Source organism: Bradyrhizobium sp. PMVTL-01, from assembly GCF_051861855.1.
Taxonomy (GTDB): domain Bacteria; phylum Pseudomonadota; class Alphaproteobacteria; order Rhizobiales; family Xanthobacteraceae; genus Bradyrhizobium.
Map to the genome: position 1 here is coordinate 301,285 of NZ_CP193982.1, position 13,208 is coordinate 314,492.

Annotated in this window: 13 protein-coding genes; 10 read left to right on the top strand and 3 right to left on the bottom strand. The window is 65.3% G+C overall.

From position 1 onward, the window contains the following. Positions 1 to 145: 145 nt before the first annotated feature. The gene (locus ACRQ5Q_RS01400) at positions 146 to 811 is read right to left on the bottom strand and encodes an integrase arm-type DNA-binding domain-containing protein (RefSeq protein ID WP_439395684.1); all 666 of its coding nucleotides are present in this window, start codon (positions 809 to 811) and stop codon (positions 146 to 148) included. A gap of 303 nt (positions 812 to 1,114) precedes the next feature. Between ACRQ5Q_RS01400 and ACRQ5Q_RS01405 the strand changes: the two genes are divergently transcribed. Further along, positions 1,115 to 1,288, top strand: a complete 174-nt coding sequence (locus ACRQ5Q_RS01405; RefSeq protein WP_439372297.1) for a hypothetical protein — start codon at positions 1,115 to 1,117, stop codon at positions 1,286 to 1,288. Positions 1,289 to 1,361: 73 nt separating this feature from the next. On the opposite strand, the gene ACRQ5Q_RS01410 is transcribed toward ACRQ5Q_RS01405, so the two are convergent. Continuing rightward, positions 1,362 to 2,417, bottom strand: coding sequence for a polysaccharide deacetylase family protein (locus ACRQ5Q_RS01410; RefSeq protein ID WP_439372296.1), 1,056 nt, complete (start codon positions 2,415 to 2,417; stop codon positions 1,362 to 1,364). 252 nt (positions 2,418 to 2,669) lie between these two features. Between ACRQ5Q_RS01410 and ACRQ5Q_RS01415 the strand changes: the two genes are divergently transcribed. Beyond that, the gene (locus ACRQ5Q_RS01415; RefSeq protein WP_439395686.1) at positions 2,670 to 2,978 is read left to right on the top strand and encodes a hypothetical protein; all 309 of its coding nucleotides are present in this window, start codon (positions 2,670 to 2,672) and stop codon (positions 2,976 to 2,978) included. Between the two features lie 173 nt (positions 2,979 to 3,151). After that, positions 3,152 to 3,367 (top strand): cysteine rich repeat-containing protein, encoded by a 216-nt coding sequence (locus ACRQ5Q_RS01420; RefSeq protein WP_439395687.1) that lies wholly within the window; start codon positions 3,152 to 3,154, stop codon positions 3,365 to 3,367. A 95-nt stretch (positions 3,368 to 3,462) separates the two neighbouring features. On the opposite strand, the gene ACRQ5Q_RS01425 is transcribed toward ACRQ5Q_RS01420, so the two are convergent. Further along, on the bottom strand, positions 3,463 to 5,151 hold the full coding sequence (locus ACRQ5Q_RS01425) for an MFS transporter (RefSeq protein ID WP_439372293.1): 1,689 nt from the start codon (positions 5,149 to 5,151) through the stop codon (positions 3,463 to 3,465). A 147-nt stretch (positions 5,152 to 5,298) separates the two neighbouring features. Here ACRQ5Q_RS01425 and ACRQ5Q_RS01430 point away from each other — a divergent pair, with 147 nt between their 5' ends. From ACRQ5Q_RS01430 to ACRQ5Q_RS01460, 7 genes are all read left to right on the top strand, one after another. Further along, positions 5,299 to 6,672 carry a hydrolase gene (locus ACRQ5Q_RS01430; RefSeq protein WP_439395689.1) on the top strand — a complete coding sequence of 458 codons (1,374 nt, stop codon included), beginning with the start codon at positions 5,299 to 5,301 and terminating at the stop codon, positions 6,670 to 6,672. 35 nt (positions 6,673 to 6,707) lie between these two features. After that, positions 6,708 to 8,075 carry a cytochrome P450 gene (locus ACRQ5Q_RS01435; protein ID WP_439395691.1) on the top strand — a complete coding sequence of 456 codons (1,368 nt, stop codon included), beginning with the start codon at positions 6,708 to 6,710 and terminating at the stop codon, positions 8,073 to 8,075. Between the two features lie 49 nt (positions 8,076 to 8,124). After that, entirely contained in the window at positions 8,125 to 9,534 is a 1,410-nt protein-coding gene (locus ACRQ5Q_RS01440; protein WP_439395693.1) for an adenylate/guanylate cyclase domain-containing protein, read from the top strand. 232 nt (positions 9,535 to 9,766) lie between these two features. Then, positions 9,767 to 10,255 carry a TerB family tellurite resistance protein gene (locus ACRQ5Q_RS01445; protein ID WP_439372289.1) on the top strand — a complete coding sequence of 163 codons (489 nt, stop codon included), beginning with the start codon at positions 9,767 to 9,769 and terminating at the stop codon, positions 10,253 to 10,255. Positions 10,256 to 10,475: 220 nt separating this feature from the next. Continuing rightward, entirely contained in the window at positions 10,476 to 11,255 is a 780-nt protein-coding gene (locus tag ACRQ5Q_RS01450) for an SDR family NAD(P)-dependent oxidoreductase (RefSeq protein ID WP_439372288.1), read from the top strand. Positions 11,256 to 11,384: 129 nt separating this feature from the next. Next, the gene (locus ACRQ5Q_RS01455) at positions 11,385 to 12,179 is read left to right on the top strand and encodes a glutamine amidotransferase (protein WP_439395695.1); all 795 of its coding nucleotides are present in this window, start codon (positions 11,385 to 11,387) and stop codon (positions 12,177 to 12,179) included. 126 nt (positions 12,180 to 12,305) lie between these two features. After that, positions 12,306 to 13,118, top strand: a complete 813-nt coding sequence (locus ACRQ5Q_RS01460; RefSeq protein ID WP_439395697.1) for an enoyl-CoA hydratase — start codon at positions 12,306 to 12,308, stop codon at positions 13,116 to 13,118. The last annotated feature ends 90 nt before the right edge of the window (positions 13,119 to 13,208 follow it).

Consider the following 13,208-nt stretch of genomic DNA (forward strand, 5'->3'; position numbering starts at 1 on the left):
TCACCTCGGGCTGGCGCGCCTGACGACATCATCGAATGGCCCGATGGCGAGCGGGCAAAGGTCGTCTGGGTCTCGGAAGATGGCAGCAGATTCCGCGTCGAGGGTCTGCCGTCGTTGCTGCGGGCGACAGACAGTATTCGGGTATTCAGGAGAGGACGAATACCCGTTCCGGATTGAGCGCGCTGCAGGCGTCGGTCAGGATGCGTTGCCGCCGTCGCTGGCTCGGGCTGGTGCGGGCAATCCCGCGCACAATTGGACTGCGAAAATCATCACTACGCGAGGCATGCCACGTCATGACCCGGCGCAGATGCGCGAGCACGTGATCGGCCATCGGCGCGCCGGTCTCGTCAGCGATGCGGTCGAGCATGCGGACGATATCGGTGCGGGTAATGTCCCCGATCTGCCGGGTGCCGAGGCTCGGCAGCACGTGGCGCTGTAGCGTCGCGCGGCGCTCGTTGATGCTGCGCAGCCGTTTGCCCTCACGGGTCAGATATTCCTCGACTACGGCCCTGAGCGTGTCGCTCTCGGCGCGCTCCGCCTTTCGCCGCTCGCTCAGCGGATCGCGGTTTCTGGCAACATCACCGAGGATTGCCTTCGCTTCCTTGCGAGCCGCAGTCAACGTGAGGCCCTTCTTAAGGTGCATACGTCGCGAGCGTAGGCCGGTGCGGTATTGGATCACATAGCTACGGTGACCATTGCGCGTGACCATCAGGCCAAAGCCCGGCTGCGCCTCATCCCAATACGTTGTTCGGTCAGCACCGGGCGCGGCGGTTGCCTCAGTCACAAATGAGGGCGTCAGCTTGGCTTTCATGATGATGGTCCGCCTGTTTTCCGCGCAGACCGGCCCGCTCGGGTCGGCAATCGGGTCCGGGACATTGGTCGGCCAAAAACTGCTCGGGTCAGCGCCGGTCAGCACTTCAACGGAATATAGGCGGAAATACGCGGAAGCCAAGCGAAGCGATAAGCTGTTGTATAAGCATGAAGAATTGGCGCCGCAGTCGACAAGAGGAAACGTCCGGAACCACGCGGAAGGCAAGGACACACAATTCGTAATGACGGGGTCGGGGGTTCGAATCCCTCTTGCGGCACCAGCGCCTTGTTTCAGCAGACCGCCTTGAAACGTATGCCCACGGCAGCAGGCTCGCATGACCGCGCGTTGCAGACCGCCGCAGCGTCGGCGACCGCCAAGGCCGCGGGGACCACAATGGCTGAGAAGCCGAAGCACAAGCACGACTGTACCGAACGCCGCATCATCAGCGAGCTGCATCGACACGGCATCTACTGGTAGGCGCCACCTCCAAAACAAATGGCCGGGCAAAAGCCCGGCCATGATTCGCCTTGAGAAAGCGTTTCGAGCGCGCCTACTGCGACACCGTCTGCACCACGCTCGAGATCGGACGCATGCTCGTGCCGGCCGTCGGCACCTTCATGTCCTTCATCAGCGCCTCGTCATATTCCGGCAGCGTCTGAAGCGTCGTCTTGGCTTTCATCTGCACGACCTTGTAGCCGCCGGCCTTGAGGCGCGCGAGCAGAGCGGGCAGCGCTTCGCCGGTGTGCTTCTGGAAGTCGTGCATCAGGATGATGCCCTTGCCGAGCTTGTCGAGCCGCGTCATCACCGTCTCGATGATCTTCTCCGGCGTCGCGCCCTTGCGGAAATCGAAGGAGTCGATATCGGTCGAGAACATCGCGACGTTGCGGGTGGCGAAATAGGTCACGATTGCCGGATTGTGCTGAAGCTGCGGGAAGCGGAAGAACGGCGCGGGGTTGGCACCGAGCGCGAATTTCACCGCACTGATACCCTTTTCAACTTCGTCCTTGGCCATCTGCTCGGTCATCTTCTTGCCGTTCAGATTGACGTGCGACCAGGTGTGGGTGCCGACCGTGTGGCCCTGGGCCAGCACCTGGCGCAGGATTTCCGGATGATAGGTCGCATGCTTGCCGACCGAGAAGAACAGGCCCTTGGTGCATTCATCCGCGAGCGCCTTCAGCACCGCGGGCGTATTCACCGGCCAGGGACCGTCGTCGAAGGTCAGCACCACCTCCTTGTCGGTCAGGAAGTCGAACTGCTTGAAATGGTCGAAGCCGAAGCCGGGGCCGCCGGTGGTGTCGATCTCGACCACGCGGGAGACGCCCAGCGCGTTCGGATTGGCGCAGGCCTGCTTCGGCTGAACTGGCGCGGCCGGGGCAGGCGCGGCTGCCTGGGCAACGGTCGTTGGCCTCGCCGCGATCGCCGCGGTGGTCTCGACGTCGTCTCTGGCGGCGAGCTTCGCCTGTGCCGGCAATTGCTCGGCGGCACGGGCGGCAACTGTCTTGGGGGCGCCCTGATCGGCGCTGGCGGAATAATAAAACCAACCGCCGGCGGCGATCACGACCGCCGCAACTACACTGGCCAGCATCAGGCCCAACGCATTACGCATCGCTACTCTTTCCAATTACGCAACCAAACCGGCGGAATTTCCCGCGCGACGAGCCATTAATGCGAAGGAACGGTTAACGTGACACCAACACGACAGCGGATGCGGAGAAATTTCAGCGAGGTGCGCCAAAGTGACCGAGGTCACAGAAGCCGGGCCGCCCGTGACCGTCATCACGGTGGGAACGGTTTTGCGGGAGCATCGTAGCTCCCGTTGACAACGGGCCCGCCATCGCGGCGCCAATGGGAGCTTCAAATGACCACGTCCTGCACGACCAAGTCCCTGAGTAGCAAGATCCGCGACACCGGCCTGGCGCTGGGCTTTGCCGTCTTCGTCTCGATCGTCTCGACGACCTCGAGCTTCGCCTTCACGGCCGAAGCGCAGCAGATGTGCACCGGCGATGCCTTCCGCCTGTGCTCGTCGGAGATCCCCAACATCCCGAAGATCACCGCGTGCATGTTCAAGCATCGCTCGGATCTCAGCGCCGGCTGCCGTGCGGTGATGGACAAGGACCTCGCAAAGGGCGCCTCGCGCAAGATCGCTGACGCGCAGGACAAACAGTAAGCGAGCGCGAAACGCCGCAGGCGTTGCGATTTGAGAGCTCCCTCGCGCTGCGCTCCGGCGTCGAGCCGGGGCCACGCGGCGCTATCATGCAGCCTGCCAATAAAGCCGTTGCGGCCAAGGCATCGTCGCACTAGCTTCGCCCGCTCATTCTTCCGGGTAAGAGGCATTACGCGATGACCAGATCTCTTTTCGCTATTTCCATGCTCTTGTGCGCATCCGCTGCGTCCGCGCAACAGCAGCCCGGACACGACGCCTGCGCGCGCGATGTCAGCCGCTTCTGCCGCGCCGTGATGAACAATGGCGATGGCGCCGTGCTGGCGTGCCTGAAGCAGAACCGCACCCGCCTCGGCAAGGCCTGCGACAAGGTGCTGACGGATCACGGGCAGTAGTGATTGCCGTAGCCCGGATGAGCGCCGATATCCGGGAGGCTTGCCCCGCATGTCGCTTCGCTCATGCGGGGCAAGCAGCTACGGTCTGAGAAAATCTACGTACTGCTTCCCGCCGCAGTTGCGACCACCGGCAGCACGTCGCCGCCCGCGCGGTCCGGCGTCTCGTCCTTCCAGCGCACCGAGCCGAACGGGCGCTCCAGCATGCGGCGGACGCGCACCGGGTCGGGGCCGATGTGGAAATCGATCGCCTGCTGGTGCAGCGCGCGTTCGGACAGGGTCGAGCGATTGCGCTGGCGCAGGTAATCGAACCAGGTCGGGCAGTGATATCGCTCGGTCCACAATTCGGGATCGGCGATGTCGCGCGCGATCGACCAGCCATAGGCGCCGTTGCGCTGCCGTGAGAGCTGCACGTCCTGCATCACGTTGTGGAAGGCGCGCGCGTTCTCCTGGGCGACGCGGTACTCGATCTCGACCACCAGCGGCCCGCTGCGGCCGGTGAGTGACAGCCGGACCTCGGGATCGGCCAGCACCTCGGCATCCTCGTTGCGGGCGCCGACGCGCGGCATCGTCAGCCAGATCCCGAGCAGCGGCGAAAGCAGCATCAGCCCGGCGGCCGTTAGCAGCGCGACTTCGACGCCGGCATAGTCGGTGAGATGGCCCCAGCCCCAGGCGCCGATCGCGATGCCGCCGGAAATCGACGCCTGGAACGCGGCCAGCGAGCGGCCGGCGACCCAGCGCGGTGCCGAGAGCTGCACGCCGATATTGAACAGCGCCACCGCCGCCATCCAGACCGCGCCGGCGAGCACCAACGCGGTGGCTGTCAGCACCGGCTCGGTGCTCACGGCGAGGGCGGCCATCGCGAACGCCATCGAGATGGTGCAGGCGCGGATCGCGGCCTCGCCGCTCATGCGCTTGCGCAGTTCGTGGATGTTGAGCGCGCCGACCACCGCGCCCATGCCGAAGGCACCGAGCATGATGCCGTAGGTCTGCGCGCCGCCATGCAGGAGGTCGCGCGCCACCAGCGGCATCAGCGCCATGATGGCGCCGCCGATCAGGCCCATCACCAGCGTGCGCAACAGCACGATCTTGATCGGCGGCGAATTGGTGATGTAACGGAAGCCCGACACCATGGCGCGGTTGAGCTTTTCCCGCGGCAGCCGCGAGGGTTCGACCGAGCGGCGCCAGAGCAGCAGCACCACCAGCAGCGGCAGATAGAGGAGGGCATTGCAGGCGAAGGCGGCGACTGCGCCGAGCGCGGCGACGATGACGCCGCCGACTGCGGGGCCGAAACTGCGCGCGATATTGTAGCTGATGCCGTTCAGCGCGACCGCCGACGGCAGCGCTTCCGGCGGCACCTGCTCGCTGACCGAGGATTGCCAGGCCGGCCCGAACAGCGCGTTGCCGCTGCCGACGACGAAGCAGAAAGCGAGCAGCGTTTCCGGCGTGATGAGCTTCAGGCCGGCCAGGATCGTCAGCGCGCTCGCGCCCGTCAGCGCGATCGCGAGCGAGACCAGGGTGACGACGCGGCGGTCATACATGTCGGCGATGGCGCCGGCTGGCATCGAGATCAGCATGATCGGGAGCATCAGGGCGGTCTGCACCAGCGCCACCTTGTCCGCCGAAGCCGCCATTTGCGTCATCGCCCAGGCTGCGCCCACGCCCTGGATCAGGAGGCCGAGATTCGAGAGCAGGCTGGCGAGCCAGATGCGCCGGAATACGGTGAACCGCAGGGGGGCGGCGATGCCCTCGCCGGCGAATTTCTGACGGTTCGGCTGCTCGGTCATATCCCCTTCCATATGGGCTGGCAGACGTGGATCGGAGTGGTCTTCAGGTGATTCCGGCAAATTCAGTGATGCCCGCGAAAGTCCTTCGCTGTCCAGTGGTTAGGCCGGTATAAGCGGTGCAAAGATGGTTTTGCCGGGGAGGAACATATGAAGCCGTCGCGACGGACGATCCTGCTGGGGGCCGCAAGCTTGCCTTTCGCGGCTGCGAGCTTGCGGACGGGCGCGCTGGCACAATCGGCGCCGATAGCGGCGCAGCTTCCGGAGATACCACCGATCCTGTTCGTCCACGGCAATGGCGACTATGACGCGCTCTGGATGACCACCCTGTGGCGGATGGAATCCAACGGCATCGCGCGCGATCGCATGATGGCGATCAATTTCACCGACCCGCTGGCGCGCAGCGATGACAAGGTCGAGCAGGCGAACCGCTCTTCGACCGAGGACCAGCGCCGCGAGCTCACAGCGGCCATCGCTGAACTGAAACGCCGCACGGGCGCGCCCCGCGTGGCGCTGGTCGGCAGCTCGCGCGGCGGCAATGCGATCCGCAATGTCATCAAGAACGGCGGTGCGGGCGATGTCAGCCACGCCGTGCTGTGCGGCACGCCCAATCACGGCGTGTTCGCGACTGACGACCAGCCCAACAACGAGTTCAACGGCCGCGGCGCGTTTCTGCGCAGCCTGAACGAAGGCGAGAGCGAGGTCACGCCCGGCGTTGCCTTCCTCACGCTGCGCAGCGATGGCATGGACAAGTATGCGCAAGCCGACGGCCGCTTCATCGGCAAACCGGGAACGCCGACCAACGTCACCGCCGAGGGGCCGGAGCTGAAGGGCGCCACCAATCTCATGCTCGGCGCGCTCGACCATCGCGAGGTGGCGTTCCATCCGCGCGCTTTCCGCGAGATCTACAAGTTCATCGCCGGCCGCGAGCCCCAGCGAATCGCGATCGTACCGGAGCAGAGTGTCCGCCTGAGCGGACTCGTCACCGGCACGCCCGGTGGCGTGTCGACCAATCGCCCGGTCGCCGGCGCAACCGTCGATGTTTTCCGCGTCGATCCTGATACCGGTGAGCGCAAGGGCGGTGCCGTGCACAGCGCGAAGACCGGCGCCGACGGCCGCTGGGGGCCGGCGCAGGTCGAGCCGTCCTGGTCGCTCGAATTCGTCCTGGCGGCACCGGACGCGCCGACCACGCACATCTATCGTTCGCCCTTTCCGCGCTCGTCCGACGTCGTGCACCTCCGGCCCGCACGCCCGCTCGGGCCGGCGGACAACGACGCAGGTGCGGTCGCGATCATGTCGCGTCCGCGCGGCTATTTCGGCCTGCCGCGGGACGTGGTGCTGTTCGACGGCAAGGAGCCGGCCGACGTCAAGCCGGGCGTGCCCACCGATGCGGCAGCGACATTGCGGCTTCCGGCCGCGGAGATCGGCCGTAACATCGTGGCCCAGTTCGGCGAAGAACGGATTGTGGCACGGCTCTGGCCGGCCGCCGAGAACAGGATTGCGATCGCCGAGCTGACTTACTAGCTATTGAACTGCGACAGAACTCTCGGGAGTGAGCCATGAATATCGCCAGTGTGCGTCGGCCCATCGTCCCCCCGGCCCCGCCGCGTGCGCCCGACGACATGTCGTTTCTCGGCAAGCTCGCCGTGATCCGACGCAACATGATCGCGACCTGGGGGCAGCGTGCCTACGAGGAGGAGGTCATCCCGGGCCGCTTCGTCCTCCGCAACAGCTTCATCCTGAACCAGCCGGATGCGATCCGGCATGTCCTGCTCACCAATTACGAAAACTACACGCGCACGCCGGCCGGCATCCGCATGCTGCGTCCGGTGCTCGGCGACGGCCTTCTGATCGCGGAAGGCCACTCATGGACGTTCCAGCGCCGCACGCTCGCGCCGGCGTTCACGCCGCGCGCGACCGCGAACCTCGTTCCGCACATGACCGCGGTGCTCGACGAGACCATCGCCAAGCTCGATGCGCGCACGAGCGAGCCGGTCGATCTACGCGAGATCATGCAGCGCATGACGCTCGAGATCGCCGGCCGCACGATGTTCTCGTTCGGCATGGACCGGCACGGCGCAACGTTGCGCAATTTCGTGATGGAATACGGCGAACGGCTGGGACGGCCGTACTTCCTCGACATGCTGCTGCCGGTGTCCTGGCCGACCCCGATGGATCGTGCCCGCGCCCGCTTCCGCAAGCGCTGGACCGAATTCGTTGCGATGCTGATCGCCGAGCGGCGCAAGATGGGCAAGAAGGACGGCGCGCCGCCGCGCGATTTGTTCGATCTCATGGATGAGGCGCGCGATCCTGAAACCGGCAAAGGCTTTTCCGACGCACAGCTCATCGACGAGGTCGCCACCATGATTCTCGCCGGGCACGAGACCACGGCGACGGCGCTGTTCTGGGCACTCTATCTGCTCGCGCTCGATCCGCAGACGCAGGAGGAAGTCGCCTCCGAGACGCGGGGCGAGCATCTCGACAGCATGGCCGATATCGACCGCCAGAAATTCACCCGCGCCGTGATCGAGGAGACGATGCGGCTCTATCCGCCCGCGTTCCTGGTCGCGCGGGCCGCGCGCGAGAAGGACAATGCGGCCGGCGTCCAGATCGGCAAGGGCGACATCATCATGATCGCGCCGTGGCTGCTGCACCGGCACGAGAAGTTGTGGGATCAGCCGAACGCGTTCATTCCCAAGCGCTTCATGTCGAAAGAGGCGCCAGACCGCTTCGCCTATCTGCCGTTCGGCGCCGGCCCGCGCGTCTGCATCGGCGCGCCGTTTGCGCAGGCCGAATCCGTGCTGGCGCTGGCCCGGCTGATCGGCGCCTTCCGCGTCGAGTTGGCCGACACGACCCCCGTGATTCCGCTTGGCGTCGTCACGACCCAGCCGGATCACTCACCCATGTTCCGCATCACGCGTCGATGACAGGCGATTGCCGGGTCGATGGCGTGATCACGCAAGATAGAGTTACGCCATGAGCGACATTCAGGCCCAGTTTTCCGTTCTGAAGCAGACCGCCGATGCGAAGGTGGTCGATGCGATTGCAGAGCTCATCGAGCACGGCGAGGATCACGAGCTCAATCGCGTCAACGTGCTCGATTTCTCCACGCAGCACAGTCTCGACGAGGAGCACGTGATCTCGGCCTTCCTGCATTCCGCGCGGCTCGGGCTGTTCGATCTCGGCTGGAACGTGCTGTGTCCGGGCTGCGGCGGCGTGCTCGGGGCGCACTCGACCCTGAAGGCGCTCAAGCCCGACGACTATCACTGTGCGCTCTGCGCCTGCGGCTACAAGGCCTCCGTCGACGACCAGGTCGAGGTTTCCTTCACCGTGAATCCGCGCGTCCGGCGCATCGCGGCACATGATCCCGACACGCTTCCGGTGTGGGAATATTTCAAGCAGGTGTTCTGGAGCTCCGGCGTCGACTTCAACAAGGAATCGTTTTCGACGCTCGCCAACGAGGTCACGCTGGATACGATGGAGCTGCCGGCCGGCGAGAAGGCGACCATGTCGCTGCAACTGCCGAGCGACTTCGTCATCATCTTCGAGCCGGTGACGCACGCCGCTCATTTCATCGACGTCCAGGGTGAACCGACCAAGGACCGCCAGCAGCTTGCCATCATGTACAACAAGGTGCAGGCGCCGACCGGGACCACGACGATGCGGCCGGGCCCGCTGCGGCTGTCGCTGGAGAATCAGGCCGGCGTGCGCGTGCTGCCGTCGGTGTTCATCGCGGCCGAGGCGCTTCATCATCTCATCGGCAAGCGCAAGCCGTTCCTCACCGCCAAGCGGATGCTGTCGAACCAGACGTTCCGCGATGTGTTCAAGGCGGACAATCTCAGTCTCGACCAGCGGCTCCAGATCACCTCGCTCACCTTCCTGTTCACCGATCTGAAGGGCTCGACCGCACTCTACGAACGCGTCGGCGATCTCGCCGCCTTCGACCTCGTGCGTGCCCATTTCCACGCGCTGCTCGAGATCATCTCCTCCGAGAAGGGCGCGGTGGTGAAGACCATCGGCGATGCCGTGATGGCGACCTTCGTCCGTCCCGAGCACGCGATCGTCGCGGGCCTGCGGATGCGCGCGGCGATGGACGAGCTCAACAAGCAGCGCGGCACCACCGACCTCATCGTCAAGATCGGCATCCATGAGGGGCCGTGCCTCGCGGTGATGCTCAACGAGCGGCAGGATTATTTCGGCCAGACCGTCAACATCGCCGCGCGCGTGCAGAGCCTGTCGACCGCGCAGGAGATCCACATCACCGGTCCGGTGGCGGACGCACCGGCGGTCGCCGAACTGCTGCAGCAGCGCGAGATCAAGCCGATCCAGAAACAGGCCGCGCTGCGCGGCATCGCCGACAAGCTGGTGGTGTACGAGATACCGTGAGGCACAGGAGGGGATTGCCGCACTCTCCGTCATTGCGAGGAGCCCTTGCGACGAAGCAATCCAGGCTGTCTCCGCGAAAAGATTCCGGATTGCTTCGCTGCGCCGCGCGCCCAGATTGCCGAAACGTAATACTCGCGCGAAACTGACGGACGTTGCGCCGGTTGAATTTCCCGCTCATATAATGCTCGGTAGCCGCCGCACCCCGCGGCGGCATCGATTTCGGTAGGACCTTATGCTCGACGGCCTGCGCCAATTCATCGCCGACATTGTTGCCCCCCAGGGCGGGGATCGCGCGTTCGGCGACAGCGATTATCGGCTCGCGGCGACCGCGTTGCTGGTCCACGTCGTCTCGCTGGACGGCCGGCCGAGCGCGGCCGAGCAGCGCAAGTTGCACAGCCTGATCGAAAGCCATTTCGGGCTCGATCGCGGCACGGCAGATCGCCTGATCGCCGATGCGACCCAGGTCGAGGGCGATGCGGTCGATCTCTACCATTTCACCAGCGTCATCATGCGCTCGCTCGACGAAGCGGGCCGCAAGCGCATCGTGCAGATGATGTGGGAGCTGGTCTATGCCGACGGCCAGGTCTCTGAGTTCGAGGACAACGTCGTCTGGCGCGCCTCCGATCTGCTCGGCATCTCCCAGCGCGACCGGATCGACCTCAAGCATGCCGTGGCGGAGCGTGCCGGTGGGCAGGTGAAGGACAGTGCCGTCGGCGGTTGATCCGAGCAAACCGGCCGATGGCCGCTTTTGCGGATGACATGACGAAACTTTAATGTGAGCGATGCCTACCCGGATTTGCCCGTAAATTCCCGGGTCTTCTGCTTGCCCTGACCTCCGCTCAACTGGCCATGCGGCCGGCGCCGCTTGCCTGTCGCGCACGGCCTATGCTCTCGTTCCGCGATTGCGGGAACACAAAACTTCAATTCAAGAGACATCGATCGTGACTGAGCGGGTAACGTTGATCACCGGCGCCTCGGCGGGCATTGGGACGGAGCTGGCGCGTGTGTTCGCCGCCAACGGACATCGCGTAGCGCTTACGGCGCGGCGGGCCGACCGGCTGGAGGCGCTCGCCAGCGAGCTCGCCGCCAAGGGCGGCAAGAAGCCGATCGTGATCGCCTGCGATCTTCAGGACGCCGGCGCCGGCGACAAGATCGCCGCAGCGCTCAAAGCCGAGGGCGTCGAGCTCGATCATCTCGTCAACAATGCCGGCTTCGGTGTGTTCGGCGATGCCGTCGAGTGTGACCGCGCCGAGCAGGTCGGCATCGTCGATGTCAACGTGCGGGCATTGACGGATCTGTCGCTGCGCTTTGCCGATCAGCTCGTCAGGAACAAGGGCGGACTTCTGAATGTCGGATCGGTCGCCGGCTTTCTGCCCGGCCCGGGCATGGCCGTCTACTACGCCTCCAAGGCCTATGTGATTTCCCTCACCGAGGCGCTGCGGGCGGAGCTCGCGCCGCGCGGCGTTCGTGTCACCGTCCTTTGCCCGGGGCCGGTGCCCACCGAATTCCAGGCGCGTGCCGGCGTGGGATCCGGGCACAATACCGCGCTTCTCAACGTGTCGGCGCCCGATGTTGCCAGGCAGGCCTATCAGGGCCTGATGGCCAACAAACGGGCAGTGCTGCCAGGTCTCGGCATCAAGATTGTGCCATTCGCGCTGCGGTTCTTTCCGCGCAGCTTCATCCTGTGGGCCACCAGCCGGTTCCAGCGGCAGCGACGCTGAGGCAATTCTGAACGTCCCTAGTGGCCCGGAGCTTGCTTCAGTCCAGGAAGCGTGTGTGCGCAAACTCACACGATGTTAACCATCGCTTAGCTATGCTGGCGGTCTGAACTGATAGCACTCGCAGAGGCCATGTCGTTCCGGACGGACAGGTTTGGTGGCGCAGAAGTGGTGCCCTTCCGAAACAGGGCGCCGAACGCCGCCGCCTCCGAAAACCGGCTGCCGGTCCTGATCGTCCTGCACCAGGAATCCTCGACACCCGGCCGCGTCGGCAATGCGCTGCGCGCGCTCGGCCATCGCCTCGACATCCGCCGTCCCCGCTTCGGCGATCCCCTGCCCGAAACCCTCGACCAGCATGCCGGCGCCGTGTTCTTCGGCGGCCCGATGAGCGCCAACGATCCTGACGACTACATCCGTCGCGAGATTGACTGGATCGAAATTCCGCTGCGCGAACAGCGGCCGTTCCTCGGCATCTGCCTGGGCGCGCAGATGCTGGCGATGCAGCTCGGGGCCCGCGTCGCGCCGCATGCGGAGGCGCTGACCCAGATCGGCTATTACCCCATCCGCCCGACGGCGGCGGGACACGCGCTCTGCCCGGACTGGCCGGCGCAGGTCTATCACTGGCACCGCGAGGGCTTCACGTTGCCCGCCGGTGCCGAACTGCTTGCGGAAGGCGATGACTTTCCCGTCCAGGCCTATCGCGCCGGCAATGCCTTCGGCGTGCAGTTCCATCCTGACGTGACCTACGCGATGATGCATTGCTGGACCACGCGCGGCTACGATGGCCTCAGTGCTCCCGGCGCGCGCGAGCGGCACCATCACTTTGCCGACCGTGCCGTCTATGATGCGGCGGAACGCGCCTGGCTCGATCATTTCATCGACGGCTGGCTGGCGCGCCGGCCGGTGCTGGCGCAAGCCGCCGAGTAACCCGCGCCTTAACGCAGGTCCTTCGCACAAGGCCTTGGCGCAAGTCCTTGGCTCATCGCTGGATATGCTAGGCTCGCTGACAACGAGCGCGCGCAGACGCGTGCCGGCAGATAATGGGAGAGCGCCGTGGCCTACGAACACATTCTCTATGGGGTGAGCGACAGGATCGCGACCATCACGCTCAATCGCCCCGATCGCATGAATGCCTGGACGCCGATCATGGAGCGCGACGTGCGTCATGCAATGGAAACCTCGAACGCCGACGACAATGTCCGTGTCATCGTGCTGACAGGCGCGGGCCGCGCCTTCTGTGCCGGTGCCGACATGGATGCACTGAAGGGCCTCGATCCCGATGACGTCAGGCGCGCATCGAATTTGCCGCCGTTCGACATGAACCGTCGGCCCGACTGGCAGACGCGCTACGGCTTCTATCCATCGATCAAAAAGCCCGTCATCGCCATGCTCAACGGCGCGACCGCCGGCATTGGTCTCGTCCACGCGCTCTATTGCGATTTGCGCTTTGCCGCCGACAACACCGTGTTCACCACGGCCTTCGCGCGGCGCGGACTGATCGCCGAGCATGGCATCAGCTGGATGCTGCCGCGCATCGTCGGCCACGCCAACGCGATGGACCTGTTGCTCTCGGCGCGCCGCGTGTCGAGCGACGAGGCTCTGCGCATCGGACTCGTCAACCGGCTCTGTTCGCCCGAGAAGCTGCGCGAGGAGACCTATGCCTATGCGCGCGATCTCGCCGATTTCGTCTCGCCCAGCGCGATGGCCGTGATCAAGCGCCAGCTCTACGAGGTCCCGTTCCAGACGCTGGCGGAGGCAACGATCGAGGCCAACAGGGAGATGATGGTGGCGTTGGCCGGCAGCGACTTCCGCGAGGGCGTGGCAAGCTTCATGGAGAAGCGGCCGCCAAGATTTACGGGCAGGTAGGGGATTCGAGGGAGCCGCGTCGCCCTTCGGGCTACGGCGCGGCAGCCTTCGCTACGAAGCGGCTTGCCGAGCCGAAGCAGGCGTAGCCTG

Coding starts and splice junctions, on each gene's coding strand:
- ACRQ5Q_RS01400 (WP_439395684.1), bottom strand. CDS start 811: ATGAAAGCCAAGCTGACGCCCTCATTTGTGACTGAGGCAACCGCCGCG.
- ACRQ5Q_RS01410 (WP_439372296.1), bottom strand. CDS start 2,417: ATGCGTAATGCGTTGGGCCTGATGCTGGCCAGTGTAGTTGCGGCGGTC.
- ACRQ5Q_RS01415 (WP_439395686.1), top strand. CDS start 2,670: ATGACCACGTCCTGCACGACCAAGTCCCTGAGTAGCAAGATCCGCGAC.
- ACRQ5Q_RS01420 (WP_439395687.1), top strand. CDS start 3,152: ATGACCAGATCTCTTTTCGCTATTTCCATGCTCTTGTGCGCATCCGCT.
- ACRQ5Q_RS01425 (WP_439372293.1), bottom strand. CDS start 5,151: ATGACCGAGCAGCCGAACCGTCAGAAATTCGCCGGCGAGGGCATCGCC.
- ACRQ5Q_RS01430 (WP_439395689.1), top strand. CDS start 5,299: ATGAAGCCGTCGCGACGGACGATCCTGCTGGGGGCCGCAAGCTTGCCT.
- ACRQ5Q_RS01435 (WP_439395691.1), top strand. CDS start 6,708: ATGAATATCGCCAGTGTGCGTCGGCCCATCGTCCCCCCGGCCCCGCCG.
- ACRQ5Q_RS01440 (WP_439395693.1), top strand. CDS start 8,125: ATGAGCGACATTCAGGCCCAGTTTTCCGTTCTGAAGCAGACCGCCGAT.
- ACRQ5Q_RS01445 (WP_439372289.1), top strand. CDS start 9,767: ATGCTCGACGGCCTGCGCCAATTCATCGCCGACATTGTTGCCCCCCAG.
- ACRQ5Q_RS01455 (WP_439395695.1), top strand. CDS start 11,385: ATGTCGTTCCGGACGGACAGGTTTGGTGGCGCAGAAGTGGTGCCCTTC.